Annotated in this window: 27 protein-coding genes and 1 pseudogene; 13 read left to right on the plus strand and 15 right to left on the minus strand. The window is 53.1% G+C overall.

Annotated features, from left to right (window positions below; genetic code table 11):
• Positions 1–132 precede the first annotated feature (132 nt).
• The 6 genes from ACVWZ0_RS08630 to ACVWZ0_RS08655 all read left to right on the plus strand — a co-directional run bounded on the left by ACVWZ0_RS08630 (position 133) and on the right by ACVWZ0_RS08655 (position 5,240).
• Positions 133–2,346: a TonB-dependent siderophore receptor gene (locus tag ACVWZ0_RS08630; RefSeq protein ID WP_437177809.1), complete on the plus strand. Its 2,214-nt coding sequence runs from the start codon at positions 133–135 to the stop codon at positions 2,344–2,346.
• 318 nt (positions 2,347–2,664) lie between these two features.
• Positions 2,665–3,420 carry a YoaK family protein gene (locus tag ACVWZ0_RS08635; protein WP_253454640.1) on the plus strand — a complete coding sequence of 252 codons (756 nt, stop codon included), beginning with the start codon at positions 2,665–2,667 and terminating at the stop codon, positions 3,418–3,420.
• A gap of 193 nt (positions 3,421–3,613) precedes the next feature.
• Complete coding sequence (locus ACVWZ0_RS08640) at positions 3,614–3,958, plus strand: hypothetical protein (RefSeq protein ID WP_253454639.1); 345 nt, start codon at positions 3,614–3,616, stop codon at positions 3,956–3,958.
• Positions 3,925–4,380: an N-acyl amino acid synthase FeeM domain-containing protein gene (locus ACVWZ0_RS08645; RefSeq protein ID WP_456784738.1), complete on the plus strand. Its 456-nt coding sequence runs from the start codon at positions 3,925–3,927 to the stop codon at positions 4,378–4,380. The genes ACVWZ0_RS08640 and ACVWZ0_RS08645 overlap by 34 nt, the downstream gene beginning before the upstream one ends.
• A 512-nt stretch (positions 4,381–4,892) precedes the next feature.
• A complete protein-coding gene (locus tag ACVWZ0_RS08650; RefSeq protein WP_199746402.1) occupies positions 4,893–5,033 on the plus strand; it encodes a hypothetical protein in 141 nt (46 codons plus the stop codon).
• A 27-nt stretch (positions 5,034–5,060) separates the two neighbouring features.
• Positions 5,061–5,240 (plus strand): hypothetical protein, encoded by a 180-nt coding sequence (locus ACVWZ0_RS08655; protein WP_125288648.1) that lies wholly within the window; start codon positions 5,061–5,063, stop codon positions 5,238–5,240.
• Here ACVWZ0_RS08655 and ACVWZ0_RS08660 read toward each other — a convergent pair.
• Positions 5,215–6,369, minus strand: coding sequence for a beta-glucosidase (locus ACVWZ0_RS08660; RefSeq protein WP_253454637.1), 1,155 nt, complete (start codon positions 6,367–6,369; stop codon positions 5,215–5,217). The genes ACVWZ0_RS08655 and ACVWZ0_RS08660 overlap by 26 nt on opposite strands.
• 197 nt (positions 6,370–6,566) lie before the next feature.
• Here ACVWZ0_RS08660 and ACVWZ0_RS08665 point away from each other — a divergent pair, with 197 nt between their 5' ends.
• Positions 6,567–8,033, plus strand: a complete 1,467-nt coding sequence (locus ACVWZ0_RS08665) for a phospholipase D family protein (RefSeq protein ID WP_369894866.1) — start codon at positions 6,567–6,569, stop codon at positions 8,031–8,033.
• A gap of 33 nt (positions 8,034–8,066) precedes the next feature.
• Here the strand turns inward: ACVWZ0_RS08665 and mdoC are convergent, their stop codons facing one another.
• Positions 8,067–9,191 carry a glucans biosynthesis protein MdoC gene (gene mdoC / locus ACVWZ0_RS08670; RefSeq protein ID WP_253454636.1) on the minus strand — a complete coding sequence of 375 codons (1,125 nt, stop codon included), beginning with the start codon at positions 9,189–9,191 and terminating at the stop codon, positions 8,067–8,069.
• Between the two features lie 270 nt (positions 9,192–9,461).
• Here mdoC and ACVWZ0_RS08675 point away from each other — a divergent pair, with 270 nt between their 5' ends.
• Together ACVWZ0_RS08675 and mdoH are read left to right on the plus strand one after the other, a co-directional pair.
• Positions 9,462–11,000 carry a glucan biosynthesis protein G gene (locus ACVWZ0_RS08675; protein WP_253461026.1) on the plus strand — a complete coding sequence of 513 codons (1,539 nt, stop codon included), beginning with the start codon at positions 9,462–9,464 and terminating at the stop codon, positions 10,998–11,000.
• Positions 10,993–13,542, plus strand: a complete 2,550-nt coding sequence (mdoH, locus tag ACVWZ0_RS08680) for a glucans biosynthesis glucosyltransferase MdoH (RefSeq protein ID WP_253454635.1) — start codon at positions 10,993–10,995, stop codon at positions 13,540–13,542. The genes ACVWZ0_RS08675 and mdoH overlap by 8 nt, the downstream gene beginning before the upstream one ends.
• Positions 13,543–13,608: 66 nt before the next feature.
• On the opposite strand, the gene ACVWZ0_RS08685 is transcribed toward mdoH, so the two are convergent.
• The 3 genes from ACVWZ0_RS08685 to ACVWZ0_RS08695 form a co-directional block, all read right to left on the minus strand.
• Positions 13,609–14,118 (minus strand): ferritin-like domain-containing protein, encoded by a 510-nt coding sequence (locus tag ACVWZ0_RS08685; protein ID WP_125288643.1) that lies wholly within the window; start codon positions 14,116–14,118, stop codon positions 13,609–13,611.
• A 46-nt stretch (positions 14,119–14,164) separates the two neighbouring features.
• The gene (locus ACVWZ0_RS08690; protein WP_125288642.1) at positions 14,165–14,638 is read right to left on the minus strand and encodes a YciE/YciF ferroxidase family protein; all 474 of its coding nucleotides are present in this window, start codon (positions 14,636–14,638) and stop codon (positions 14,165–14,167) included.
• A gap of 340 nt (positions 14,639–14,978) precedes the next feature.
• Positions 14,979–16,172: a zinc-dependent alcohol dehydrogenase gene (locus ACVWZ0_RS08695; RefSeq protein ID WP_253454634.1), complete on the minus strand. Its 1,194-nt coding sequence runs from the start codon at positions 16,170–16,172 to the stop codon at positions 14,979–14,981.
• Between the two features lie 70 nt (positions 16,173–16,242).
• Here ACVWZ0_RS08695 and ACVWZ0_RS08700 point away from each other — a divergent pair, with 70 nt between their 5' ends.
• Complete coding sequence (locus tag ACVWZ0_RS08700) at positions 16,243–16,407, plus strand: hypothetical protein (RefSeq protein WP_253454633.1); 165 nt, start codon at positions 16,243–16,245, stop codon at positions 16,405–16,407.
• Complete coding sequence (locus ACVWZ0_RS08705) at positions 16,407–16,646, plus strand: YceK/YidQ family lipoprotein (RefSeq protein ID WP_253454632.1); 240 nt, start codon at positions 16,407–16,409, stop codon at positions 16,644–16,646. The genes ACVWZ0_RS08700 and ACVWZ0_RS08705 overlap by 1 nt, the downstream gene beginning before the upstream one ends.
• 2 nt (positions 16,647–16,648) lie before the next feature.
• Here the strand turns inward: ACVWZ0_RS08705 and ACVWZ0_RS08710 are convergent.
• The 9 genes and pseudogenes from ACVWZ0_RS08710 to ACVWZ0_RS08750 form a co-directional block, all read right to left on the minus strand.
• Positions 16,649–17,057 (minus strand): annotated as a pseudogene (locus ACVWZ0_RS08710) (MysB family protein).
• Between the two features lie 262 nt (positions 17,058–17,319).
• Positions 17,320–18,231 (minus strand): tagatose-bisphosphate aldolase, encoded by a 912-nt coding sequence (locus ACVWZ0_RS08715; RefSeq protein ID WP_253454631.1) that lies wholly within the window; start codon positions 18,229–18,231, stop codon positions 17,320–17,322.
• Between the two features lie 37 nt (positions 18,232–18,268).
• Entirely contained in the window at positions 18,269–18,808 is a 540-nt protein-coding gene (locus ACVWZ0_RS08720) for an AAA family ATPase (RefSeq protein WP_253454630.1), read from the minus strand.
• Entirely contained in the window at positions 18,805–19,242 is a 438-nt protein-coding gene (locus tag ACVWZ0_RS08725) for a PTS sugar transporter subunit IIA (RefSeq protein WP_253454629.1), read from the minus strand. The genes ACVWZ0_RS08720 and ACVWZ0_RS08725 overlap by 4 nt, the downstream gene beginning before the upstream one ends.
• A 6-nt stretch (positions 19,243–19,248) precedes the next feature.
• Complete coding sequence (locus tag ACVWZ0_RS08730) at positions 19,249–19,521, minus strand: hypothetical protein (protein ID WP_253454628.1); 273 nt, start codon at positions 19,519–19,521, stop codon at positions 19,249–19,251.
• Positions 19,522–19,541: 20 nt separating this feature from the next.
• Positions 19,542–20,915: a PTS sugar transporter subunit IIC gene (locus tag ACVWZ0_RS08735; RefSeq protein WP_253454627.1), complete on the minus strand. Its 1,374-nt coding sequence runs from the start codon at positions 20,913–20,915 to the stop codon at positions 19,542–19,544.
• Positions 20,916–20,923: 8 nt separating this feature from the next.
• Entirely contained in the window at positions 20,924–21,220 is a 297-nt protein-coding gene (locus tag ACVWZ0_RS08740; protein ID WP_253454626.1) for a PTS sugar transporter subunit IIB, read from the minus strand.
• A gap of 10 nt (positions 21,221–21,230) precedes the next feature.
• On the minus strand, positions 21,231–22,211 hold the full coding sequence (locus ACVWZ0_RS08745) for a 6-phosphofructokinase (RefSeq protein ID WP_253454625.1): 981 nt from the start codon (positions 22,209–22,211) through the stop codon (positions 21,231–21,233).
• A gap of 399 nt (positions 22,212–22,610) precedes the next feature.
• Positions 22,611–23,420 carry a flagellin N-terminal helical domain-containing protein gene (locus ACVWZ0_RS08750; RefSeq protein ID WP_301289521.1) on the minus strand — a complete coding sequence of 270 codons (810 nt, stop codon included), beginning with the start codon at positions 23,418–23,420 and terminating at the stop codon, positions 22,611–22,613.
• 275 nt (positions 23,421–23,695) lie between these two features.
• Here ACVWZ0_RS08750 and ACVWZ0_RS08755 point away from each other — a divergent pair, with 275 nt between their 5' ends.
• A complete protein-coding gene (locus tag ACVWZ0_RS08755; RefSeq protein WP_253454624.1) occupies positions 23,696–24,820 on the plus strand; it encodes an alkene reductase in 1,125 nt (374 codons plus the stop codon).
• Positions 24,821–24,834: 14 nt separating this feature from the next.
• Positions 24,835–25,149, plus strand: coding sequence for an ArsR/SmtB family transcription factor (locus ACVWZ0_RS08760; protein WP_253454623.1), 315 nt, complete (start codon positions 24,835–24,837; stop codon positions 25,147–25,149).
• A 1-nt stretch (position 25,150) separates the two neighbouring features.
• On the opposite strand, the gene mdtG is transcribed toward ACVWZ0_RS08760, so the two are convergent.
• Positions 25,151–26,377 carry a multidrug efflux MFS transporter MdtG gene (mdtG, locus tag ACVWZ0_RS08765; protein WP_253454622.1) on the minus strand — a complete coding sequence of 409 codons (1,227 nt, stop codon included), beginning with the start codon at positions 26,375–26,377 and terminating at the stop codon, positions 25,151–25,153.
• Positions 26,378–26,511 lie beyond the last annotated feature (134 nt).

A 26,511-nucleotide genomic window follows, 5' to 3' on the forward strand; every position in this document is an offset into this window, starting at 1 on the left:
CGCAACTAATGGATTACTTCTCTTAAAGTGGCGGTAAAAGTGGGGTTTACCGCTTGCATTCCCGGCAGCTATAAAGATAATCGCAATCCGAATAATAATGATTATCACTCAGCTTGCTATCAGGGAACCGCCATGGCCCATACACGCCTGTTTCACCGCCGCTTCAATTTTACGCTGCTGGCGACGTTTATCGCGTCCGCCGGTACGCCAGCTATGTCGGCAGAAACGCCTGCCGCCGCAAAAACGGCCGCCGCCAACGTCCCGGCCGACAAGACCATGACCGTTATTGCCACAGATGCGGATAATTTCAAATCGGGCGGCGACCAGCTGGTGCCCGCGTATCTGGAAGGGCAGGTCGCCAACGGCGGCCGCCTGGGCATGCTTGGCGAGCAGAATGCGCATGATGTGCCTTTCAACGTGATCGGCTACACCAGCAAGATGATCCAGGATCGGCAGGCGCAAACGCTGAAGGATGTGGTTGCTAATGACGCCTCGGTACAGAACGTGCAGGGCTACGGCAACTTTGCGGAAACTTATCGCATTCGCGGTTTCGATCTGGACGGCGACGATATGACCTTCGGCGGGCTGCCTGGCGTGATGCCGCGTCAGGTCGTTTCTACCCAGATGGTGGATCGCGTGGAAATCTTTAAGGGATCTAACGCGCTGATTAATGGTGCCGCCACCAGCGGCGTCGGCGGCATGATTAACCTGGAGCCTAAACATGCCGAAGACGCGCCGTTGACTCAACTGGGCGTAGATTATACCTCTTCTTCCCAGGCAGGGACGTCGCTGGACGTAGGACGCCGCTTCGGTGACAGCAACCAGTGGGGCGTGCGCGCCAACGTATTGCATCGTGAAGGTGAAACGGCGATTGATAACGAAAAGCGCCGCACCACATTAGCCTCGCTGGGACTGGACTATCGCGGCGACAGGCTGCGCACTTCGCTGGATCTTGGCTATCAGAAGCAGGCGTTCCACGGCGGGCGCATTGGCGTTAACGTCAGCGGCGTCGATTTTATTCCCGCCGTGCCGCGCGCAACCAGCAACTACAGCCAGAACTGGGTTTACAGCAACCTGGAAAGCGAATTTGGCATGGCGCGCGCGGAATACGATCTCACCGACAGCTGGACAGCTTACGGTGCCGTGGGCGGCCAGCACTCTCACGAAATGGGCGCTTACGGTACGCCGAAACTGCTTGATGAAGACGGATCGGCGACCATCAGCCGTATGGATACCAATAAATATGTCGACGCCTTCAGCGGCATGGGCGGCGTTCGCGGTAATTTCCACACCGGTTTCGTCAGCCACAGCGTCAACATCGGCTATTCGGCACAGACCAAACGTGAAAAAACCGCCTATGGCATGGCGCTGACGCCGCAGGCGACCAATATCTATCAGACCTCCGCCGTACCGGCGCCAGCCAACACCTATTTCGGCGGCGATCTTGACGATCCTCGCCCCACCAGTCGGATCCGTACGCAGGGCGTTCTGCTGGCCGATACGCTCGGCTTTCTGGATGATAAGATTTTGCTGACGGCAGGCGTACGGCATCAGAAGGTGGTGGTGCGTAACTATGCTTACGGCACGGCGATCGAAGATACCGACTCGCGCTTTACCCAATCGCGCTGGACGCCGGGCTACGGGCTGGTGGTGAACCCCTGGGAAACGGTTTCGCTTTACGCTAACCATATTGAAGCGCTGCAGCCGGGCGACACGGCCACCAGCGACGCAAAGAACGCGGGACAGGTCACCGGTATTTCACTTTCCAAACAGAATGAAGTGGGCGTGAAGCTTGATAGCGGTCGTCTCGGCGGGTCGCTGGCGCTGTTTGAAATCAAAAAACCAACCGGCATTATTAACCAGCAAACGCAGATGTTTGGGCTTTACGGCGAGCAGCGCAACCGTGGCGTGGAGCTGAATCTCTTCGGCGAACCGGTTTACGGCGTGCGGCTGAACGGTAGCGCCACCTGGCTGGATCCAAAAATGACCAAAACGGAAGATGGCCTCTACGAAGGGAAAAACGCTATCGGCGTGGCGAACTTCTATACGGTGCTGGGCGCGGAATATGATATCAAACCGGTCGAAGGGCTGACGGCGCTGGCGCGGGTGACGCATTCCGGTTCGCAGTACGCCAACGCCGCCAATAGCAAAAAGCTGAACAGCTACACCACGCTGGACTTAGGGCTGCGCTACCGCATAAGCGTGCAGCAAAACGAGATGACCTGGCGTCTGGGCGTGGAAAACGTCACCAACAGGAAGTACTGGTCGGGCGTGGAAAGCTATGGCTCTTATATCTATCAGGGAAACCCTCGCCAGCTTAAGCTTTCAATGGCCTACGATTTCTGATTATTTCCTGCTAAATCCGCGAGGCGTTCGTTGCAAAAAAGGGACGAGCGTCTCGCTTTAAACCGTCTCAATTTTCACCGGCAGCCCGGCTGAATTTTCCAGATTAATCTGTAATTTATTGTTCTTACTGGTAATATTAAGAAACATTACTCTACATTTACATTTGTCTAACAAAGGTACGTTAAGCTTTAGTGAGGCTGAACAATTATCAGGCTCCGTAATGACTTTTAGCGCCATATAAAGCTAAAGCTTGTTCTGTTTTACTGTCAGGACCCTACGTTATCTCTTTTCCTTCCACGCAACTCAATGGTGAACAATGTGCTGATTAAGAAAAAGAAGGTCAGGTCCCACACGGAAGATCGTTACCTGGCGTTAGTATTGGCCACCACGGCAGGGATTTTGAACGCTATGGCGCTGGGCGCGTTTGGCTTTTTCCCCTCGCATATGACAGGAAACACCTCGCAGATCTCCTCAGAAGTTTTCAGCGCCGATATGCAAGGCCTGATTTTTCTGGCGGTGCTGATCGCGGCTTTTGTCATTGGCTCCGTCTGTGCAAGATTTATGGTGCTGGCGGGACTAAAAAAGAATTTCAGAACCATTTTCTGCCTGATTATCCTGGCAGAAAGCGTGGTGCTCTCCTTGATCTCCGTTTTTGAGCTGGCTTTCTATTCGCCGGGCAATAACAAGGAAATATCGGTGCTGCTGGGTTTCCTGATGGGCATCCATAACTCGACGTCCACGCAGCTTTCCAACGGGCGGGTCAGGGCGACACACATCACCGGCACGCTGACGGATGCGGGTATCGCCTTAGGCTCGTTCGTCTCTTCCTTTATCAGCCATGTTTCTTACAGCGAGCGCCGCTTTCAGCAGAAACAGCTTTATACCCATCTGACCACCGTCTTTTCCTTTTTGACCGGCTGTATCGTGGGCCTGCTGCTGTTCAGATTCGCCGGCTTTGTGGCGATGCTGGGGCTGGGCGTGTTCCTGGCGGTCGTGGCGCTTTGGGCAATCGCCGTCACGCTGCACAGAGCTAAAAAAAACGTTTACGGACTAAATAAGATACGTCTGTCTTAAAGCTTTATTATCTGGCCGGCAGGGAAGCCGACTCTCCACTTTTTTTAAACGCCCGTCTTATTTCCTTCCTGTTTTACTTCAGATTATTCTTAGCTTTTCATGCACCAATACTTTATTATATTTTATGAGTACACGCTGCTGCTCTGAGAGGTAAGACATGACTTTAATAAGGGATTCCATCCTGAAAAAGGCCGTGCGCGATGGGGTGCTCCATCGCGGTACGCTAAGGATCTGTAACTTTAGTAAATCACTGGATAACGACATTGATGTCTCGCCTGCGGGCGGCTTTATTGATTTTCTTAAGGGTATGGATGTAATAAAAGAAGAGTATGCAAAGAAAGGATTCGTTAAAAAAAATCGCGCTCTGTTTCTTTATAATGAAGGACTGGTCGATAAAAACAGTACGCTGTTGCTGGCTCGTAAAGGCGATCGGGTGTTAGGCACGATAGGCGTTATCAGAGAAAAAATAATAAACTGCCGTGCAGTAAGCTTTTTGCCGAAGAGCTGCAGACGCTTAATCTCCAGCATCGACAGGTGACGGAAATCGGCGCGCTCTCCATTAAGAGCGATGCGGGCACGGAAAACCTGGTGTTTATGCTTTATCTGAAGACGATGATGTACGCCATTTTTGTGGATAAAGTGGACGACATCGTGGTGCAGGTCAGAGAAAAAGTGGCTGCTTTTTATATCAGAAACTTGCTGTTTGAACAGATTGGCGCAACCAAAATCCATCCTGATTACGGCAATATACATACCTGTCTTCTACGGGTTGATGTTAAGGCCATCCGGGAAAAAATTTACGAAAAGCCGCAATACGGTACCCGAGGCTGGATAAGGATATTACACGAGCTGGGCCTGCTGGCCGAATACAAGAAAACCTGCCATCAGAGCTGGCTGTGTAACAAATTTACCCTGGATAAAAAGGACGCTGAGCTTTATCACTATCTTTGCCATCTATAAATTATTCCAGTAGTAATGAATTTGCAATAATAACTACGTATGCTTTATGCGTTTGCTTTTCTGGCGCTGTTGCCGCTCAGGGAAAATAAAGACTTTCTTTCTCTGTTGATATTTATTGTTGCTGCTATTAATTTTCATTGAAAATAAACTCAGGTCTCAATGCTGGTGAGGGGCGTATTGCGCATGTCTGTTATTATTAAACGAATATGAAACTATCGTGCGGATTGCATTATAAGTGAGCTTAATTATCGATAAATAAAAATCGGGGTTCAAAATTGAGACGATAGTAGCATTAAATAAGGCTATTTATCTTTGCGTCCCCAGGCAGGGATTATGATACACTCCCTTTTTTATGCGCGGCAGATGTACGACACCTGAAGGAATCAGCGACGCTAAAGCGTAAATTTTATTTATGCGCTGCCTTGTCAGAACGATAACGCTTTGCCCGGAGTGCCTTGCGTATTTAACAGAGCAGGGCTGGCAGCGTGTCAGGCCAGCCGACAGTGATTAACATGACAGAACCAACGCAAGAAAGCCTTTCCGGCGAGTCGCGTCACCAGCTTGACGATGCCCATTTTGCTATTGTGGTGCTTGCAGTCGCTTCCTTTACGCTGATAATCTTTGTGCTACTGGTTACGTTATTAATGACGTAATGGTTGTCAGGATGGAGGTAAAAGAGCATGGACACTCGCGAAGATCGCCTGCTGGCGCTCACAGGATTGCTGGCCGCCGGGCTGATTGCCGTGGCGGTTATCTTTGTGCTGACCTGGCTGTCAGACGTGCGGCGCACGCCGGTGCCTTACCCACTGCAGGAGTGCGCGCCGCCCTCGTCCGTTATCCCCCTAAAGACTTCATCCTGATATGCTGGCTGCGCAGCTCCAGCGCATAGGGCTCGCAAATCGTGCGGTTGCCGTTGGCATCAGGCAGGCCAAACAGCCCGCCCGGCGAGCGGCGATCGTCGGCCCATGAAGGGTAGTCCACCACCGGAAAAATCGAAACGCCTTCCACATCTGCACCCTGATCCCTGGCCTGCATGACCTGTGCTACGACGTTTCGCAGCCACGGCGCGCGCTTATCGCCTTCCGCGCCCGTTTCCGCTATCAGCAGCGGTCGTTGATAGCGCTGCCAGACCTCCAGCAGCAGGCTGGACAGCTCGCGATATTCAGCCTGTTCGGGCGTAAGCGGATCGCCGTTTAAATACCATTGGTTATCGGGATAGTAATTAAGGCCGATAATATCCAGCAGCGAAGGATCGCCGCCCAGCTCGGGCATCAGCCGCCCGCTTAGCATATCCCAGGCCTCAAACTGCGCGTCGTGCTGGCGCTGAGCCTCTTCGCGAGCGGCCGCTGACGCTTCGTGGGTGGCGATATGTACCAGCGGATCGGTCAGCACAAATCTTGCGCCCGGCAGCTCTTCGCGAATAGCGCGCATCGCGGCAAGCGAAGCCCTGACCAGCTGCTGCTTCAGCGCCTTGCCACGGCCCGTCACGCCGGGATTAAACAGCGCGGCTTCGGCGCCTGCCCATGCCCAGAACGAAATCTGATTAACCGGGGTGAAAAAAGGCGTCTCGTAGCCTTCGTCCCGCATCAGACAAGCCATAGCACGCGCAAAGGCGGCAAAGCGATCGACAAAGGCCGGCTGCCAGATATTCAGGCCGTCGGGCCAGCCAAAGTGCGCCAGCTCCCAGATAATTTCCAGCCCGTTGTTTTCCGCGGCGTGCAGCATAGGCAGAAAGGTCGACCAGTCGTAGTTGCCCGGCGTTTTTTCAATCAAATACCAGCGGGCGCTGTCGCGCGCGGTGAGCAGCTGGTTAGCCGCCAGCTGTGCATAATCCTTCTCCAGCAGCATATCGTGGCCGCTGTTGATCACCAGATCCACTCTTTTTCCCTCGCCCCGACAGGCGGTGGAGCAGGCGAAACTGCCCTGGAAAAAGCTTTTGAACAGCGGCTGGTCGCGCCTCTGAGACGGCAGCGGATGCGTTACTCTCATGACGTTTTCCTCATAGCAAAACCTGCGCGATATGCGCTAAGTCTAGACCAATTGGTATTAACGACTATGTTTATCACTGCTGCCGCACCGCTATCAGAACAGTCGCATGACAATCTGCCATAACTGGAACAATAATAGAGAGTGCCTGAATTGTTCCTCACCGCCTGTATATCGGGAAGTTAAAATAAGGAAGAACCGTGGTTGAAGCTTTTGCGCCAGAAGATGAGCCAGCCGCGCGCGCGTCGCTGACGAGCGCCGTTTCCTCTCTGGTAGAGAGTCACCCTGAACACAGCGGCATTTATCCGCTGGAAGAGGGCCTGGACGCCTTTGCCGCCCGCTATCAGCTGATGGCTAACGCCGAACGCACGCTGGATATTCAGTACTATATCTGGCAGGACGATATGTCCGGCCGTCTGCTGTTCAGCGCCGTGTTGGCGGCAGCAGATCGCGGCGTGCAGGTGCGGCTGCTGCTGGATGACAACAATACGATGGGGCTGGACCACACGCTAAGCGAGCTGAGCCGCCATAAAAATATTCAGGTTCGGCTGTTTAATGCCTTCTCGTTTCGTACGCTGCGCGCGCTGGGCTATCTCACCGATTTCGCCCGGCTTAACCGCCGTATGCACAACAAGAGTTTTACCGTCGATCGGGAAGTCACCATCGTGGGTGGCCGTAACGTAGGCGATGAATACTTTGGCGCCGGCGACGAACCGCTCTTTTCCGATCTGGATGTGATGGCTATCGGCCCGGTAGTGAACGAGGTGACGGATGACTTTGAACGTTACTGGGAAAGCCATGCCGTGCAGCCCTTCAGTAAAGTGGTGGATATTGAGCATGAAGCTGAACGCGCAGCGGCGTCGCTGCCCGCCGAGTGGCTGAATAACCCGCAGGTGAAACGCTATCTGCAACGTATCGAAGCCTCCTCCTTTACTACGCAGCTGGCCGCGGGCGATCTGCCGCTTACCTGGGCTAAAACGCGCCTGCTCAGCGACGATCCTCGTAAGGGATTGGGCCGTGCCAAAGCGTCGACGCTGCTGCCACAGCGTATGTTAGAAGTGATTGGCCAGCCCCAGCGGCAGTTCGATATTATCTCCGCCTACTTTGTACCTACTCGCGCGGGCGTGGCACAGCTGTTAGGGCTGGTCAGAAAAGGCGTAAAAATAGCGATTTTGACCAATTCGCTGGCGGCAAACGATGTGTCGGTGGTTCATGCAGGCTATGCCAAGTGGCGCAAAAAGCTGCTGCGGCACGGCATCACGCTTTACGAGCTGAAACCTAACACCGGGCTACGTGAAAAGCCGCACGATCGCGGCCTGACCGGGAACTCCGGTTCCAGTCTGCACGCCAAAACTTTTAGCGTCGACAGTGAAAAGGTGTTTATCGGCTCGTTTAATTTCGATCCCCGCTCGGCCATGCTCAATACCGAAATGGGTTTTGTGATTGAAAGCGAACCGTTAGCCACCAGCATCCATCAGCGTTTTATCAGCCGGATCCGCGACCGCGCCTGGACGCTGCGGCTGGATAAATGGGGCAGGGTAAACTGGGTGGAATATCCCGGAGAAGGCGATAAGGAGATCGTTCATCGTCACGAGCCGGGTACGCGTTTTATTCAGCGGCTGCTGGTGCGGCTGGTCTGGCGTTTGCCTATAGAGTGGCTGTTATAAAAGGCCCGGCGTCGCCGGGCCAGTTTTCAGGCGCTATTTTTGCGGCAGCTTGCCCGAAAAGAGAAAGCGCAGCACCGGGATCCGCAAATGGATCTCGTAAAGCATAAACGCGATACCGAAGACGAACACCAGACCGGCGAAAAAGCCCAGCGTATTGCTGCCGATATGCGGCACCAGGAAAATACCGTAAAGGATAGTCAGCGGGTGGTGCACCAGGTAGATAAACAGGGAGGCGTTGACCAGATAGGTCACGCGAGGCGAATGGCTGTTCAGCAGGCGATGTCCCAATGAAAACACCACGTTAACCATCCACAGCCCCATCATCATTGATACCACGGCGTCAATCTCATAGAGCCAGCCTTCGCCTTTACTCCATGTCTGATTAGCAATATAGGCGACAAACGCGAGCGCGGAACCGATAAACGTCCAGGGCACAGGTTTAATTAAAAGGGCCTTAATCGCCGGATATTTCCACGCCATCGCGCCCAGTATAAAGAAGGGCAGGAAGAACAAGGTTTGCATAACCACAAAATTAAACAGGGCATTGCTTAACAGCTGCGGCTCGAAAATAAACAGCAATCGCCGAATCGCTCCCCAAATCACGCTGCAAAGCAGGATAGCCAGGCTAAGACGTGTCCAGTTCAGCTCGGAATAGTCCGTTAATTGTCTGCCGTCACGCAGTTTTTTAAACAGCCATGCGCCGGTCAGGGTCAGCATAACCAACACCAGCAAAAACCACAGGTGCGAGATAAGATCCCAGCTAAGCGCATTAAATTTCTGATAAAGCGTTAGCTGGCTCCAGTCGCCAATTCTCGCGGTCCAGGCCTTTAGCATAAAAAACTGCGGCAGCGTCAGCAGCGGCACGGCCGCCAGCATCGGAATGCCTACACGCTCCAGACGCACCTTCAGCCAGTACTGCGGGCTGTAGCGTAAAAAGAGCATATAAGAGAAATAACCTGAAATAACGAAGAACACCTGCATCCTGAATGCGTGAATAAAATCATTCAGCAGCGTAAGCCATTCGGAAGCGTGCGGACTATTTACTGACCAGCTTTGGCTGGAATAAATCAATGAGACGTGAAAAGGTACGCCTAAAAGCATCAGGTAGGCTCTGATCGAGTCAAAAAAATATTCTCGCTGCCCGGATTGTTTTGTCATATTCGTCCCATATTCAACACGTTACAGCGTTTGCTCACCCTGAGCCACGCTAAAGCTTACCGCTTACTTTAGTGGAGAAAACACAGGTATACTATCAGGGGAATCCGTATCCGCTAAGCAGTTGAGAACAGGGCGCTAAAAGCAACAAATGCGAGGAACAAAAATGTTGTTGAGCTGTCGGAATTGCGAATTATCCATTAAGATGGATGGGATTGATTTAAGCACACGAAAGGGGGGGATGTGCTGATTAAAATGAAAAATAAGCCAAAACTGATGAAATTGCGTCTGATTGGCGCAACGGTTTTGCTGTCAATGTATGCCAGCTCCGGCTGGGCTTTCAGCATTGATGATGTAGCAAAACAGGCGAAAGATTTGGCCGGGAAAGGGTATGAAGCGCCCAAAAGCAATTTACCTTCCCAACTGCGCGAGATGAAATATGCTGACTATCAGCAGATCCAGTTCAATCGCGATAAAGCCTGGTGGAGCAAGCTGAAAACCCCGTTCAAGCTGGAGTTCTATCACCAGGGCATGTACTTCGACACGCCGGTGCAAATTAATGAAGTGACGGCGTCTACCGTTCATGAGATTAAATATTCACCGGACTATTTTAATTTCGGCAATGTTAAGCACGATCCTGAAACCGTCAAAAACCTTGGGTTTGCCGGATTTAAAGTGCTTTATCCGCTTAACAGTAAAAATAAAAAAGACGATGAGATCACCAGTTTCCTGGGTGCCAGCTATTTCCGCGTTATCGGGGCTGGTCAGGTTTACGGTCTTTCGTCGCGCGGGCTGGCTATTGATACCGCGCTGCCTTCCGGCGAGGAATTCCCGCGTTTTAAAACGTTTTGGGTAGAACGACCAAAACCGGCCGACAAGCATCTGGTGATCTACGCGCTGCTTGATTCGCCACGCGCGACCGGCGCCTATCGCTTCCTTATCACGCCAGGTAAAGAAACCACTGTCGACGTACAGTCGAAAGTCTACCTGCGCGATAAAGTCGGCAAACTGGGCGTAGCGCCGCTGACCAGCATGTACCTGTTCGGCGCTAACCAGCCTTCCTCGCAGGTTAACTATCGTCCTGCTCTGCATGATTCCGACGGCCTGTCGATCCATGCCGGCAACGGCGAATGGATCTGGCGTCCGCTGAATAACCCTAAACACCTCGCGGTCAGCACCTTTACCGTAGAGAATCCAAAAGGCTTCGGCCTGCTGCAGCGCGGCCGCGATTTCTCTCAGTATCAGGATCTGGACGACCGTTACGATCTGCGCCCAAGCGGCTGGATTGAACCGCAGGGCGACTGGGGCAAAGGACGGGTGGAACTGGTAGAGATCCCGACGGCTGATGAAACCAACGACAACGTCGTGGCCTACTGGACGCCGGAAAGTCTGCCGGAGCCGGGCAAAGAGATGAACTTTAAGTATCGTCTGCACTTTACCCGCGACGAAAGCCAGCTGCACTCGCCGGATATGGCGTTTGTAAAAGATACGCTGCGCTCAACCGGCGATGTGAAACAGTCTAACCTTGTTCGTCAGCCGGACGGCACGGTCGCCTTTATCGTCGACTTCGCCGGTCAGGATATGAGCAAGCTGCCGGCCGATACGCCGGTTGCGCCTCAGGTCAGCATCGGTAATAACGGCGAGCTGGTGGAAAACAGCGTTCGCTACAATCCGGTCACCAAAGGCTGGCGTCTGGTGATCCGTCTACGCGTTAAGGACAACAAACAGCCTACAGAGATGCGTGCTGCGCTGGTTAACGGCGACAAAACGCTGACCGAAACCTGGAGCTATCAGTTGCCTGCCAATGAATAAGACTAACGCTGATTATATTGATGCGCTGCCTCTGCCCGCGGAGCGGAAAGAGGCGCTGCTGAACGCGCTGCCTGACCAGTCTGAGGCGGCTTTTAGCCAGCTGCATCAGACGCTGGGCGAGCCGCCAATGCCGGAGCGCGCGGACGACGCGCCGCTGGCTTCGGTGAAATCGCGGATTGAGATGACGTGGCCGGATGCCGTGGGTAAAGGCGAACAGTTTGCCGAAGATGCGCTGCATCGCACCACGCTGAAGGCGATGCCGCCCCACACGCGTTCTTCTATGTACCCGGAAGCCTGGCGTACTAACCCGGTGTCACGCGCGTGGGATTCTCTGCGCGGGCATAAAACCAAACCGCGCTATGCCAATGCCGAAGAGCAGCGTGCAGAAGATAAATGGCGTCACGTCGGATCGATTCGCCGCTATATCCTGCTGCTGCTGACCATCGCGCAAACGGTGATCGCCACCTGGTACATGAAAACCATTCTGCCTTATCAGGGCTGGGCGCTGATCGATCCTATGGAGATGATCAACCAGAACTGGCAGCAGTCGGTGCTGCAAATTCTGCCGTACGTGCTGCAAACCGGGATCCTGTTCCTGTTTGCCGTGTTGTTCTGCTGGGTTTCCGCCGGCTTCTGGACGGCGCTGATGGGCTTTTTACAGCTGCTGATCGGCAAAGACAAATACAGTATCTCGTACAACAGTAATGATAACGATCCCATTAACCCGGAACATCGTACCGCGCTGATTATGCCGATCTGTAATGAGGATGTGGAACGCGTTTTCGCTGGCCTGCGGGCTACCTGGGAGTCCGTGGTCAGAACGGGCGAACAGCAGCATTTCGATGTTTATATCCTCAGCGACAGCTACAACCCGGACATCGCGATGGCCGAGCAGAAAGCGTGGATGGAGCTGGTACGTGACGTGGGCGGGGAAGGGCGCATTTTCTATCGCCGTCGTCGTCGCCGCGTGAAGCGTAAAAGCGGCAACATCGATGACTTCTGCCGCCGCTGGGGCAGCCAGTACAGCTACATGGTGGTACTGGATGCGGACAGCGTCATGAGCGGCGAATGTCTGACCGGCCTGGTGCGTATGATGGAAGCTAACCCGAACGCGGGTATCATCCAGTCTTCGCCGAAAGCTTCCGGTATGGACACGCTCTATGCGCGCTGCCAGCAGTTCGCCACGCGCGTCTACGGGCCGCTGTTCACTGCCGGTCTGCACTTCTGGCAGCTGGGCGAGTCGCACTACTGGGGCCATAACGCCATTATCCGCGTGAAGCCGTTTATCGAGCATTGCGCGCTGGCACCGCTGCCGGGCGAAGGCTCATTCGCCGGTTCTATCCTGTCGCATGACTTTGTGGAAGCCGCGCTGATGCGCCGTGCGGGCTGGGGCGTGTGGATCGCTTACGATCTGCCCGGCTCCTATGAGGAGCTGCCGCCAAACCTGCTGGACGAGCTGAAACGCGACCGCCGCTGGTGTCACGGCAACCTGATGAACTTCCGCCTGTTCCTGGTTAAAGGGATGCATCCGGTACACCGTGCGGTGTTCCTGACCGGCGTGATGTCCTATCTGTCGGCGCCGCTGTGGTTCCTGTTCCTGGCGCTGTCAACGGCGCTTCAGGTGGTGCATACGCTGATGGAGCCGCAGTACTTCCTGCAGCCAAGACAGCTTTTCCCGGTCTGGCCGCAGTGGCGTCCCGAACTGGCGATAGCGCTCTTCTCCACCACTATGGTGCTCTTGTTCCTGCCTAAACTGCTCAGTATCATCCTGGTGTGGTTCAAGGGAGCGAAGCCTTATGGCGGCGTGGTGCGCGTAACCGTTTCGCTGTTCCTGGAAGTGCTGTTCTCCGTCCTGCTGGCGCCGGTGCGTATGCTGTTCCATACGGTGTTCGTGGTCAGCGCCTTCCTGGGCTGGGAAGTGGTCTGGAACTCGCCGCAGCGCGATGACGATGCGACCCCATGGAGCGAGGCGTTTAAACGTCACGGTTCCCAGATGGCGCTTGGCATCGTCTGGGCGGCAGGCATGGGCTGGCTGGATCTGAACTTCCTGTGGTGGCTGGCACCGATCGTCTTCTCGCTGATCCTCTCGCCTTTCGTGTCGGTGTATTCAAGCCGCTCCACGACCGGAATGGCGTCGAAACGCGCTAATCTGTTCCTGATCCCGGAAGAGTTTGAGCCGCCGAGAGAGCTGGTCGACACCGATCGCTACAACGCGCTGAACCGTGAACGTGCGCTGAAAGATGGCTTTATGCACGCGCTGTTCAATCCGTCGTTCAACGCACTGGCCAGCGCGATGGCCACTTCGCGCCACCTGAAAAGCGATATTCTGGAATTCGCCCGCGATCGCCGTGTCGAGCAGGCGCTGAGCGAGTCACCAGCGAAACTGGATCGCGATCGTCGTCTGGCGCTGATTAGCGACCCGGTGACGCTTTCCAGAATGCACTATCGTCTGTGGCAGAACGCCGATAAGTATCACGACTGGTTCGATTACTATCAGTCGCTGCGCATGAATCCGCTGGCTATTCAGCCGACGAAAATCTGAAGCAGGCATAAATAAAAAATCCGGGAACGCAGGTTCCCGGATTTTTTTTGCCTTAAGGAAGAGGCGTTACTTTTTCGCTTCTACGCCCGGCGCGGCGTCGCGCGTCATAAACTGCTCGGTAACGTCCGGCAGATGATTCAGCGCCCAGTCGGCCATTGCCACTTCCTGCTCGCGGATCTGCGCGAAAATTCTTGCGCCTTCGGTATCGCCAACCAGTTCAGCCGCCGCAATCAGCGAGGTGTAGCTGGCAATTTCCAGGTTCTCAAACACATAGCTGCTGATAGCGCCTTTCACGACTTCATCATCCGCCATCATGCCGCCCATCGCCTGACCAAAAGCGGTGAGTTTACCCATGGTATCTTTAAAGACGGAATTTGAAGTATCGTAGCGGTCGATAACCGACTGTACCAGCGCCTGCTGCTGACGAGTTTCTTCAATATGCTGCACGATACGGGCTTTCAGATCGGGATAATGCTCAAGACGTTCTGCCTGTTTTTCCAGCATGCTTTCCGCCTGTTTTTCCATCGCGTGCGCATCTTTCACCCAGGCTAAATAGTTCTCTTCATGCGTTGTCATGGTGTACCTCTTGATTGAATTATTTTCCGGGGGCCAGCTTCTGGCGTTACTGCTGCTCAGCGATGACGGTAAGCTTCTCGTCAGTGGCCTTCTCTTCTTCCAGCGTTTCGCCCAGCAGGCGAGCAGCCTCTTTATAGCCCAGCTTTAAAGCCAGCGCGCGCAGCGTGCCGTAAGTGGCAATCTCATAGTGCTCGACTTTTTGCGCCGCGCCGATCAGGCCAGCGTCACGAACCGGGCCAGCCTCCACGGAATCAATAATTTCCTGGGCTTCTTCTACCAGGCCTTCAAGCGCGTGGCATTTCATTCGCTTAATGCGCACGCCGTCGGTGCTTTCCACCAGCTGGTCCAGACGCTCTATCTGGCCCTGAGTCTCTTCAAGATGCTGTTTGAAAGCGGCTACCAGTTTTTCATCGGTAGCGGCACGCGCCATTTTAGGCAGGGCGCGAGAGATTTGTTTTTCTGCGCTATACACATCCGACAGGTCATGAATAAATAAATCTTCCAGCGTCTTGATGGTCATATTTCACTCCATTTCAATAACAGGAAAGAAAGTGCAAATTCACACTCTGTAAAGCTACAGGAATAAGGTTAGCCTGGTCTGAGCATTTCGGAAGGCAAGAAGGGGAGAATATCCTTTTCAAGGAATATTCTGAGACAGCGGTCACAGACAGAGGGGAAAAAATATAATTAACAAATAGTTAACTTATGAACGTTATCAACGACCCACGCTGGCGAGCTGTTAAAAAGTCGCCGGAGGTAAAGCATCTGGAAACGTCAGACTTCCAAAAATAGCGGCGGTACTTTACGGAAAAACAGTTCGTTTTGCCCGCCAACAGATACTGTGGCGGGCTTAAGATTAATTAAACCGTTGCCTGGGCGCTTGCCATTCCCGGCACCAGGATAATCTTGCGACAGTCTTCCTGACGCTTTTCAAAGATCTCATAGCCACGTGCCGCCTCTTCCAGCGGCATATGGTGGGTAACGATCTCTTCGGGTTTCAGGTGGCCCTGCTCGATCAGTTTCAGCAGATCGGGAAGGTAAGCGTGAACGTGAGTCTGACCCATTTTAAAGGTCAGCCCTTTATCAAAGGCATCGCCGAACAGGAAGCCATGAATAAAGCCCGCATAAACGCCCGGTACGCTGACAATGCCGCCACGGCGCACGGCCGCAATGCACTGGCGTAGCGCTTTGCCGCTGCTGCCTTCCAGCTTCAGGTTGCTGAGCACGGTTTCCGTCAGGCTGCCTTTGGCCTCAAACCCTACCGCATCGATCACCGCATCCACACCGCGATGGCCTTTGGTATTTTCAATAATCCAGGCGGCCGGATCGTCATTTTCATCAAAATTGATCGGGATAACGCCATAGCGCTCGCGCGCAAAGGCCAGTCGGTAGTTATGATGGTCAATCATAAAAATCTGCTCGGCGCCCGCCAGTCTGGCGCAGGCGGCGCTGAGTAAGCCAACCGGGCCGGCGCCAAAGATAGCCACGCTGGAACCCTGTTTGACTTCAGCGTTCTGTACCGCCTGCCAGGCCGTGGGCAGAATATCGGAAAGAAACAGTACTTTCTCATCCGACAGCGTGTCCGGCACTTTAAAAGGGCCGGCGTTGGCTTTCGGCACGCGCACGTATTCCGCCTGTCCGCCGGGAATACCGCCATAAAGGTGGCTGAAGCCGAACAGCGCGGCGGGCGGCGTGATTTTTTTCGGGTTCAGAATGGCACCGCGGCCGCTGTTAGTGGTTTCACAGGCGGCATACTGATGCAGATGACAGAAAAAACAATCGCCGCAGGCAATCACAAAGGGAATAACCACCCGATCGCCTTTTGCGACTTTGGTCACGCCACTGCCTGCTTCCACCACTTCGCCCATAAACTCGTGGCCAAAAATGTCGCCATGCTCCGTGCTGGGAATTTTTCCGCGGTAAAGATGCAGATCGGAACCACAGATAGCGGTGGCCGTTACGCGCAGAATAATATCGTCTGCGGCTTCAATCGTCGGGTCGGGCATGTTATCAACGCTGACCCGATGCGGGCCGTGGTAGGTAAGGGCTCTCATAGTCTCTGCTCCGGTATTTTTTTCAGTCTCACGTCAAGGCAAAAAAATTTGCGTTTACCAAGCATAGAACATGAAAAACGAACGCAGGGCGCGCGGCGAGCCGAAAGGTCAAACATCGGACAAAGAGAAGGCTAAAATTAAGGAAGATTTTACGGATATTTTGCGCTGCGCAGGCTTACTGCCCTTAGCCGTTGCTGTACAATGGCGCGTTTTTTATACGGATCGGGAAAGGTAATGACCACACTGTTACGTGCTTTATTGCTGGCATGCTGCCTGACGATGCTGACCGGCTGCGGCAGCATCATCAGTCGAACCCTGCCCGGACAGGGGCACGGCAATCAATACTATCCTGGCGTGCAGTGGGATGTCCGTGATACGCCCTGGCGCTTTCTGACGATTATCGATTTGCCGCTGTCGCTGGTTCTCGATACGTTGCTGCTGCCGGTGGATGCGCACCACGGACCCTACGAGTAAAATTACTCCCAGCGGTCTGCGCGGTCGGAATCGCTGTTATCGTCTTCCCACTCGTCCGCCGCTGCTTTGCCTTCTTCGGTATCGCCCCGGCGGCTCCAGCTGAAATTCGCCTTCATCCCACTCATGCAGCGTATTTTCCGGCAGCCACTCCTGACGCAGTTCGATCTCGTCAAAATCACCGTCGAAAATGGCCTGTGCCGCTTCACCGCTGCGCAGCGCCAGCACCTCTCCCTCTTCGATATCATCCGCCAGGAACTCCGCCTGCCACATGATATCGCCATCCTGCATCACATATTTTTGCAGGTTGAACTGGCTGACCGCGGCATCGTCCTCTTCCATCTCCGGATTAGCGGCCAGAAACTCTTCACGCGCAGCGTCGATAGCCTCTTCCAGGGTTGCATACATGCTCATTGGGTATCTCCATAACGAAAAATGCAGGTTTTAAAGAAGGATAGTAGAAGATCGGCTGCGGTAAACCCGGCGAAGGAAAAAAAGATGAGATAATTTATCTATCAGTATTAGTTAGTTACATAAAAATCGGACAGGCGGCTGACGAAAAGTCTCAAGTCAGAGGGCAATCTGTCCCGAGGCGCCTGGCCACCGTTTATCGTATCCGGTGGCCAGGGGACATTTGGCTACCTTTTATCGCATCCGGCGGCCAGGGCACCTCCGGTCAGGCGTCAGCCATCGCCCTTTTATATTTACGCAGAAGCTGCTGGATATCGTGCAGTCGGCCTACCGCAACCGAAGTGAGTTTCTCTCTGGAAACGTTGCGGTCAAGGGAAATGCAGTCTTTCCAGAGTGAACGTCCGGCAATCACGCCAGAAGCGCCGTTGCGCAGGGAGATCTCCACCTGTTGCAGAAAGGTCTGGTGATCGACGCCAGCAGACAGCACCGCCCAGGGAATGGAACCGCAAATTTCGGTGACGCTGGCGCAGGCGGCTTCTGTCCCCGGATAGGGTATTTTCAGCACCTTAGCGCCGCAGTCAATACAGGCACGGCAGCCATCCTGAATAAGCTGAGGAATTTTATTCTGATAAGTCTCCTTGTTCTCATTTTCCAGTTGATAAGTCAGGAACTCCACTACCAGAAGCAGATCTTCACGCGCGAAGTCGGCAATAACCTCACGCAGCGTGGCAAGGTTATCGGTATTAGCCTCAGGCGTATCCGTACGTAAATAAATCATAATTTTTCCACCCGTGGCACCCAGCTCACGCACCTTACGCGCGTTAATGCCTTCAACCATTCTGGAAATACGGTAGCCCTGCGGGGAGAGATCCCAGCCGGAAGCATCCAGCCCAACCAGCAGCGCGGTATCACGCGGCACCACGTTTTCATCAACAATTCCCGGCACGGCACAAATGGGATCGACTAATACGCAGCCTGCCTCTGCCGCCAGATAGCGGGTAATGTCATATTTAGTTTTGCCTAAGGTTTCGTTGCTGATTTTTGCCTGCTCTTCGGGCGTGGCGGCTAACAGCGTTCTCATTCCTCCCCGCTGATCGCAGGCGATGACCATCATTGAACCGGTGGCATCACAAATCATTTGATAACCACGACGTTCTGCTGTTGTCATTTTATTCATAAGTCTGATCCTTATAGAGCTGATTATCGGAAATAAACTAAACGCGGCTGAGGAAACATTCGATCCAGGAAATAATTTCGCTATCGTTAATGCCTTTATCCTGATCGGCGATAAAGGTATGTCCCAATTGCATTGGCCGGGCTTTACCTGCAAGATCCATTAATTCAGGAATATAGTCTTCGCCCGGGTGGCCTTTAACCCGGCAGGCGCAGCGCGATTTATAACGTTGAGCGACCAGTTGCGGCGATATCTGATTCCATATTTCAACAGTGTGCTGACAGCCGGAGACGGCCAGATAATGCTTTAAAATTTCTTTTTCACGAAAGCCAAACCAGGCGTCCATAATGAAAAGCGTTTTTTCCGGTGCCATCCGCACAATATTAAACATGGCCTCATAGGCGGCATAGCCCAGCTTGCGGTTTAAGGGTCTGTCGATAATGTCCGCAAACTGAAGCATAAAGGGTTCTTTAATCCCATCTATACTTAATACCGGCGCATTAAGGCGTTCGGCAAGCATTTGCGCGATGCGGCTTTTCCCGGATGCCGGGATACCATTGACTAAAATTATTTTCTTCATAATAACCTGATAATTTCATCAACCGTGGTGGCTTGTCTTATTTGTGCCAGCGTCTCCGCTTTGTCCAGAAGTTCTACAATAGAGGCAATCCCTTGCGTAATATGCGTGTCGCTGTCCATACCGCTGAACATCACGATAATATCAACTGGCTCGCTGTCGCTGATTGAGACAGGGCGCGCCAGAGTGAGCAGACTAAAACCGTTTTTAATAACGCCACACTCCGGTCGCGCATGAGGAATGGCTATGCCTTCTTCAAACACATAATAGGCGCCGTATTTTCTGGTGTTATCGATAACGGCCTGGGGATATTCAGCAGTGACGAATCCTCCTTTAATTAATGGCGCGGCGGCGATTGCTATTAAATCTTCCCAGGCTTCGACGTTTATGCCGATCTGAATATACTGGTTCTGTGCAAGAAACTGTCGGATGCTCATATCACCTCATATATTTCTGCGGATAGTATTTCTCAGTTCATCCATTCTTATAAACAGGTCATCAACGCGGTGACGATAGTTTTTCCTGGAAGAGAAAATCTTAATGGCCTGATTATATTTAACCATTAGCTTTTTCTGCGTGTTGCTATCCGTCGGGTTTTTCGATAGCGCCGATTCCAGTAGAGATAATTCGTCTTCTGTTCTTAATGCCTCTTCGTCATCTTCACTATTTTGCTGCTGGTGCGATGATGTAAAAATATTCTTCAGTTTTGCAAACATCAGCCTCTCCACATTTTTTATTAATCCGTTTCGGTTTTAACAACGTCAGGAAGGGAATGCCCGGTCAGTTTGCGATTAACGAACCAGGTAATGAAAATGGCAAAGGCGATAAAGCCAGCCACGAACAGCCAGTCATGTTGCAGAGCGTGCCCTAATACCAGACCTGCGCCGATAACATCGGAATCACTGAAGGTGACGCCTTGAAAACCAAAGTTTTCCAGCAGCGGCACCAGAATGGCGGGTAATAAAGTGATAAATAAGCCATGCACCACGCCGCCAATAATGGCACCTTTTCTGCCGCCCAGCGCGTTGCCAAATACGCCGGCCGTTCCTCCGGCAAAGAAATTCGTCAATAGGCCGGGCAAAATCATCGCCAGACCAAACAGGGGAAAAACAATCATGCCAATAAGGGAGCCAACGGTAGTGGCAAGAAAGCCGACGATGACCGCGTTGGGCGCGTAGGGGAACAGCACCGGACAGTCCAGCGCCGGTTTGGCATCGGGCACCAGGCGCATGGCAATGCCTCTGAATGCCGGAACCAGCTCGTTCAGCAGCAGGCGTACGCCGCTATAAAGCACAAATACCCCGGCGACAAACTGCATCGATTGCATAAAGGCATACATAAGGTAGTTGGTGCCCCCGGCGAACCGGGCGATATACTCCGGCCCGGCGACAAACGCGGGGATAAGGTACATCGGCACCATCACCACGGCCATCGACAGGTAGGTGTCCTGTAAAAATTTGAAGTGATCGGGCAGCTCTAAATCTTCCGTGGAACGGGAGTTCTTACCAATAGCGCGCGCTACGGCGGCCTGAACCAGATAGCCAAGCGTACAAAAGTGGCCAAGGGCAATATCGTCCGAGTCGGTGATTTTCCGCACTACGGGCTGAGCGATAGCAGGCATCAGGACGGCCATCACGCCGCCAAATATGCCGCCGGTAAGGATAAGCGTGAGGCCGGTCAGCCCGGCTTTGTAGCCGATGACCGTGCCGATCGTGGCCATCCACAGCAGCGCCTGGCCGGTAAGGAAGATATATTTAAACGGCGTAAGGCGTGCAATCAGGATATTGACGGCAAAAATGACCAGCAGCGTCAGCGCCACTTCCGATCCCAATTCGCGGTTAGCCACGCCGGCGATGGCCGCCACGTCGGTAATGTAGCCTTTCATGCCAAAGCCGCTGGTAAAGATATCATTGAGAAAGGTCAGCGTTTCTACAATGATATTAATACCCGCCATCATAATCAGAAAACCGAGCAGGGTTTTAAATGTCCCCTCAAGCGTTTTCCCGAAAGATTTTTTTTGCAGGATAAGGCCAGTCATAGCAATTAAAGCGATTAAGATGGCAGCTTGGCCTAAAAAATCTTTAATAATAAAATGAATGATTGCGTCCATTTAACACCTCACTTTTTTTGGGTGCCTAACCAGGCCAGGATTTTCTCTTCCAGTTCTTTTTTATCGGTCAGCTTATTCAGGATGATGACCCGTTTTTTTTCTTCCTCACTGGCGTCGGAATTCAGAATGTCAGCAAATATTTTTTGTGTGAGGATAATGTCATACTTAAATGACGAAGCTTCCGATACCGTGGTGTGATCGATATCAGCATCAATAGATAATTTATGAAGAACAGACTTCGCGCTCATTTCAATAGCAAAGCTTGAGCCGAGGCCGCAGCCACATACGCAGAGTACTTTAAGCATGTTATTACCCTCAGATAAGATTATTTACTTTAGCCAGTTTGTAGAAGTTACTCTCTTTATCTAGCAAACGTTTGTCAGAGTCATTCAGATCAATAGGGATGGCTTTGTTATTGTTGTTGATGACGATAATTTTATTGGTCAGGCCGCTATTAATACATCTGACCACTTCTTCAGCCAGGATCGCGCCCTGGATAATTTCCTCCCCTGTTGGAAAACCGTTGCGTAAACCATAACCCATAATGGTTTTTCTGATCCTGATACCAACCTTGTGCTCAAGTTTGCCGATCATGGTATCAATCGCACCCTGGAAACCGGGCGTATACTCTTTGGTATAGCCTTCGGAGCAAAGGATAATAACGCTGTTCTGCTGCGCTGCTTTCTGCCTGATGGTTTCTGCCAGTAAATCGATATCCCAAACCGATTCAGGAATAAGCGCAATATCCGCATTGCTTTTCAGGGCAGCCTGTAGGGTTAATTCACCGCAGTAGCCGCCCAGTAATTCGATCATAAATATTCTGCCGGGAAGCCCGCGGCCGGTATTGCGCAGTTTGGCAACCTCACTGATAACCTGTTCGCAGGCGGTGGAAAAGCCGATAGTGTAGCTATTGCCGATAATATCATTATCGATCGTCATGCCTATGCCATAGCAGTTAATACCGTAGCCGCTAAGGGTTTTTAAAAACTGGAAAGAACCATCGCCGCCGCCCATAACCAGACAATCAATTTTCTTTTTACGGATGTTTTTTACAATTTTTTCATACTCAGCTTTTTTACATTTTTCTTCTCTTCGACCGGAGGCGATAAGCGGTACCGGCGACAGGGAAAAATCAACAAGATCGCGGCGTGCTATATCCTTCGCGCTGTTTTTAAGCAGGCCGTTAATTCCACCATCAAAAATAACGATTTCATAATTCGTCATTCTGTTTATCTGAAACAGGACGTTGTTTATACCGCTGACATCACCGCCGCTAATGACCAGCCCTATTTTCATCGCCGACCTCAAATTAAATTTTTATCGTTAATCTGAGAATCGATGTTAAAGATGCCTGAATTATATTTTTCGAAGCCGGTCACACTTTAAGGATGAAATAGCCCCGTGCCGGTCATTGACAGCAATAAAAATGACTTATTTTTGTGATGGACATCACCATGGAAAACAGCGTTAGTTCGGGATTTTTATATAACTATATGTTTATTAATGGATTAATTTTTGTGAGCTAAATCTCGCTCGCGCCGAATAGCGTCAGAAACAAGTTGTTGCGGGATTTGTGAGTGAATTCACATTAAAGCAGGTTTTGATTTGAAGCCGCCGCAGAAAATAAAGGCGGGGCAGGCGGAGAGGGCAAAAAAAAACTCCGCCGGGGCGGAGTTTTGCCGATAAAGCTGAGGCTTACTGCAGCAGAGACAGCACGCCCTGTGGAACCTGGTTGGCTTTTGACAGCACGGAGGTACCAGCCTGCTGAAGGATCTGCGCCTTCGACATGTTAGAAACTTCAGTTGCGTAGTCAGCATCCTGGATACGTGACTGTGACGCGGTCAGGTTGGTCACAGAGGTGTTCAGGTTGTTGATGGTGGATTCAAAACGGTTCTGAATCGCACCCAGGCCGCTACGTGCGGTATCAACGTCTTTGATACGCGCGTCGAGGTCTGACAGGTTACCGCCGGTCACGCTGAAGGTTGCGCCCAGGCCAGAAGACTGGAAGCCTGCGCCTGACAGGTCGATATTGATGACGTTAGCGTCGGTTGCGTCGTTGGCGCCAACCTGGATTTTTACGCTGCCGGTGCTGTTGAAGATCGCCGTGCCGTTGAAGGTGGTAGCCGTACCGATACGGTTGATTTCAGACAGACGCGCGTCAACTTCTTTCTGGATTGAGTCGATGTCGTCGGCGCTGTTGGTGCCGTTTTTCGCCTGCACAGTCAGTTCACGGATACGCTGTAAGTTGGTGTTCATCTCGTTCAGAGAGCCTTCAGCCGTCTGAGTCAGAGAGATACCGTCGTTGGCGTTACGTGAAGCCTGAGTCAGACCTTTGATCTGCGAGTTCATGCGGTTAGCAATCGCTTCGCCTGCTGCGTCGTCTTTTGCGCTGTTGATACGCAGACCAGAAGAAAGACGCTCGATAGCGGTGCTCAGAGAAGCCTGTGATTTGTTCAGGTTGTTCTGAGTGGTCAGGGACATGATGTTAGTATTGATAACGGACATAATCGTTTCCTTAAAGTTTAACCAGGGTTCGGATACGGCGCCAGGATGCCCGTCACCGTCTGTATTATTTATCGTCACACCCTGAAAAAACTTTAAACAGTTTTAGCATAAAACCTGCACAAAACGGCTTATTCCTCCACATACGAACGATATCAATGGGTTACCCGGATGAATGGCTGAAGCATCGCTAATATTTCATCAACAGCACAAAATGAATTTACACATTTAAATGTTTAAATATAATGACGGCTCTTATTACCTGAGCGAGTGGAATTATGAGCAAGCAAACCCTGTTTACGCCTTTGCAAATTGGCGATCTGACCTTACGTAACCGTATTGTGCTGCCGCCGCTGACGCGTTGCCGCAGCGACCAGCCGGGCAACGTGCCGGGCGAGATGATGGTGGACTACTACCGCCAGCGCGCCAGCGCCGGTTTTATGATCACGGAAGGCACGCAGATTGAACCGCGCGGGCAGGGCTACGCCTGGACGCCAGGTATCCACAGCGCGGAGCAGATTGCGGGCTGGAAAAAGGTCACCGCAGCCGTCCATCAGGAAGGCGGAACAATTTTTTGCCAGCTGTGGCATGTGGGACGCGTTTCACATAGCGAACTGCAACCGGGCAAGCAGCCGCCGGTGGCGCCGTCTGCCGTGCCTGCAACGGGCGTACGCGTCTTTATCGAAACCGGACCGGGCGAAGGCATCCTGACCGCGCCGGATGCGCCGCGCGAACTGACCACCGCCGAAGTCAAAGAGATTGTCGAGCTGTACCGCACGGCGGCGCAAAACGCGAAGGAAGCCGGGTTTGACGGCGTTGAGCTGCATTCAGCCAACGGCTACCTGATCAATCAGTTTATTTCCGAACACAGCAATTTCCGCACCGATGAATATGGCGGCTCGCTGGAAAACAGGCTGCGCTTCCTGAAAGAAGTTACCGAAGCGGTCAGTTCCGTGTTTGGCAGCCATCGCGTCGGGGTACGCTTTGCACCGCTGTTTACCAGTACGGATGAAGAGCGGGTTTACCTGGGCCTGGTGGAAAGCGATCCGCAGACTACCTACACCGTAGCGGCAGAGATGCTGAATACGCTTGAGATCGGTTATCTGTCAATCGCAGAAGCCGACTGGGATAACAGCCCCGATCTGCCGGAAACCTTCCGCATTGCGCTGCGTAAAGCCTGGCGCGGGCCAATTATCTATTCCGGCCGCTACACCCAGGAAAAGGCAGAACACGTGCTGCAACAGGGCTGGGGCGATCTGTTTGGCTTTGGCAGAACCTTTATCGCCAACCCGGATCTGCCGGAACGCTTTCGCCACGGCTATCCGCTGAACGCCGTGGATGCCGCTTCGCTATATGGCGGCACGCGTAAAGGGTATACTGACTATCCTTTTTACGGTTCCTGATTTTGTGAGGCTGGATGACCCCTGAAAACGCGATGAAGCTGCTGGCCAATCCGACACGCATGGCCGTGCTGGCCTGGCTGAAAAACCCTGATGAAGCCTTTGCCGGCTATAGCCAGCTGTATGACTTCGACCGTTACGGGGTGTGCGCCAGCCTGATTCAGGACAAGGCGGGCTTATCGCAGCCCGCCACCTCGCTCTGCCTGAAGGTGCTTCAGGAAGCGGGCCTGCTGGAGGCGAGCAAAGTCGGCAAGTGGACCTACTATCGCCGCTGCGAGCCGCGTATCCGCGAGCTTGCCGACACGATAGGTAATTTCCTGGGCGCGTTATAGTTTACGCGTCCGGTCTCGTCACGCGGCGGCGCAGCGTCCGCCATGAGTAAACCGCATTGAAAAGCACGATGGCGGCCGTCACGATAAACACCGCACGAAACCCCCAGTGAGCCGAAACCACCGCGCCCATCAGCGGCCCGGTAACGTTGCCAATATCGCGAAATGACTGGTTATAGCTAAAGATACGTCCGGCGACGCTATTGCTGACGTTATAGATCAGCAGCGTCTGTACCGCGGGCAGCAGCGCGCCGTCGGCCGCGCCCAGCAGAAAACGCAGGATCCCCAGTTGCAAAGGGGTCTGCACCAGCGACATCGGGATCAGTAGCAGCACGGAAACCACCAGCATGGCGATAAGAATACGCTCAGGCCCGATACGGTCGCCCAGTTTACCCAGCCGGGGCGCGCTGAGCAGCGCAGCGACGCCGGGCACCGAGGCAATCATTCCGCTGACAAACGCCAGATTCTGGATATCGCCAGCCAGATCCCGCACGTAGAGCGTCAGAATAGGCGCGATAGATCCGGTAGCAACCTGAATAATCAGCGTGGTGACAAACAGCGCCAGCACCAGCTTCGGCCGTTTTAAAGAGCTAAAAACGTCACGGGCGTGCAGCATATCTTTCTTCTGTACCGGCACGAAGGTTTCGCGGATAGCAAACAGCGTCATCAGGAAACAGAGAAACAGCACGGCGGCGGTAATAAAGAACACCGGGCGCAGGCCAAAGCTGTCGGCCAGCAATCCGCCAATCAGTGGGCCGATCAATGCGCCGCTAACCGCGCCCGTCGACAGCCAGCCCAGCGCCCAGCCGCTTCGCTTCCGCGGCACCTGAGTCGCTATCAGCGCGTTGGCATTGGGCACAAAACCGCCCAGCAGACCTAACAACGCCCGCAGCGCCAGAAACTGCCAGATGGAGGTGGCCATCCCCATCAGCACCATCACTATCGCCATGCCAAGCGCCGACCGCAACAGCATGATTTTGCGGCCTTTACGATCGGCCAGCCCGCCCCAGAATGGCGACGCGACAGCGGAAAACAAAAAGGTAATGCTGAATACCACCCCCGACCAAAGATTCAGCGACTGCGGATCGGTTACGCCAAGCTGCTCGACGTAAAGCGGCAGAAAGGGCATCACGAGGCTGAAGGCGACGCCGGTCAGAAAACAGCCGCACCAGGCGACAAAGAGGTTTTTTTGCCAGTTAATCGGGGAAGGGGAAGCATCGGTCACAGCCATAAGCGCAGCCTGGTCAGTTTGTTAGCAGACTAAGTATGCGCCTAAAGCGCACGACTTAATAGCACCCGCCGGGGAAAACGCGGGAGGATTGAGCCGTGGTTGAGAAACGGGCGGGGTCGGTTCCGCCCGGAGCA

The organism is Erwinia sp. TECH1, from assembly GCF_054057575.1.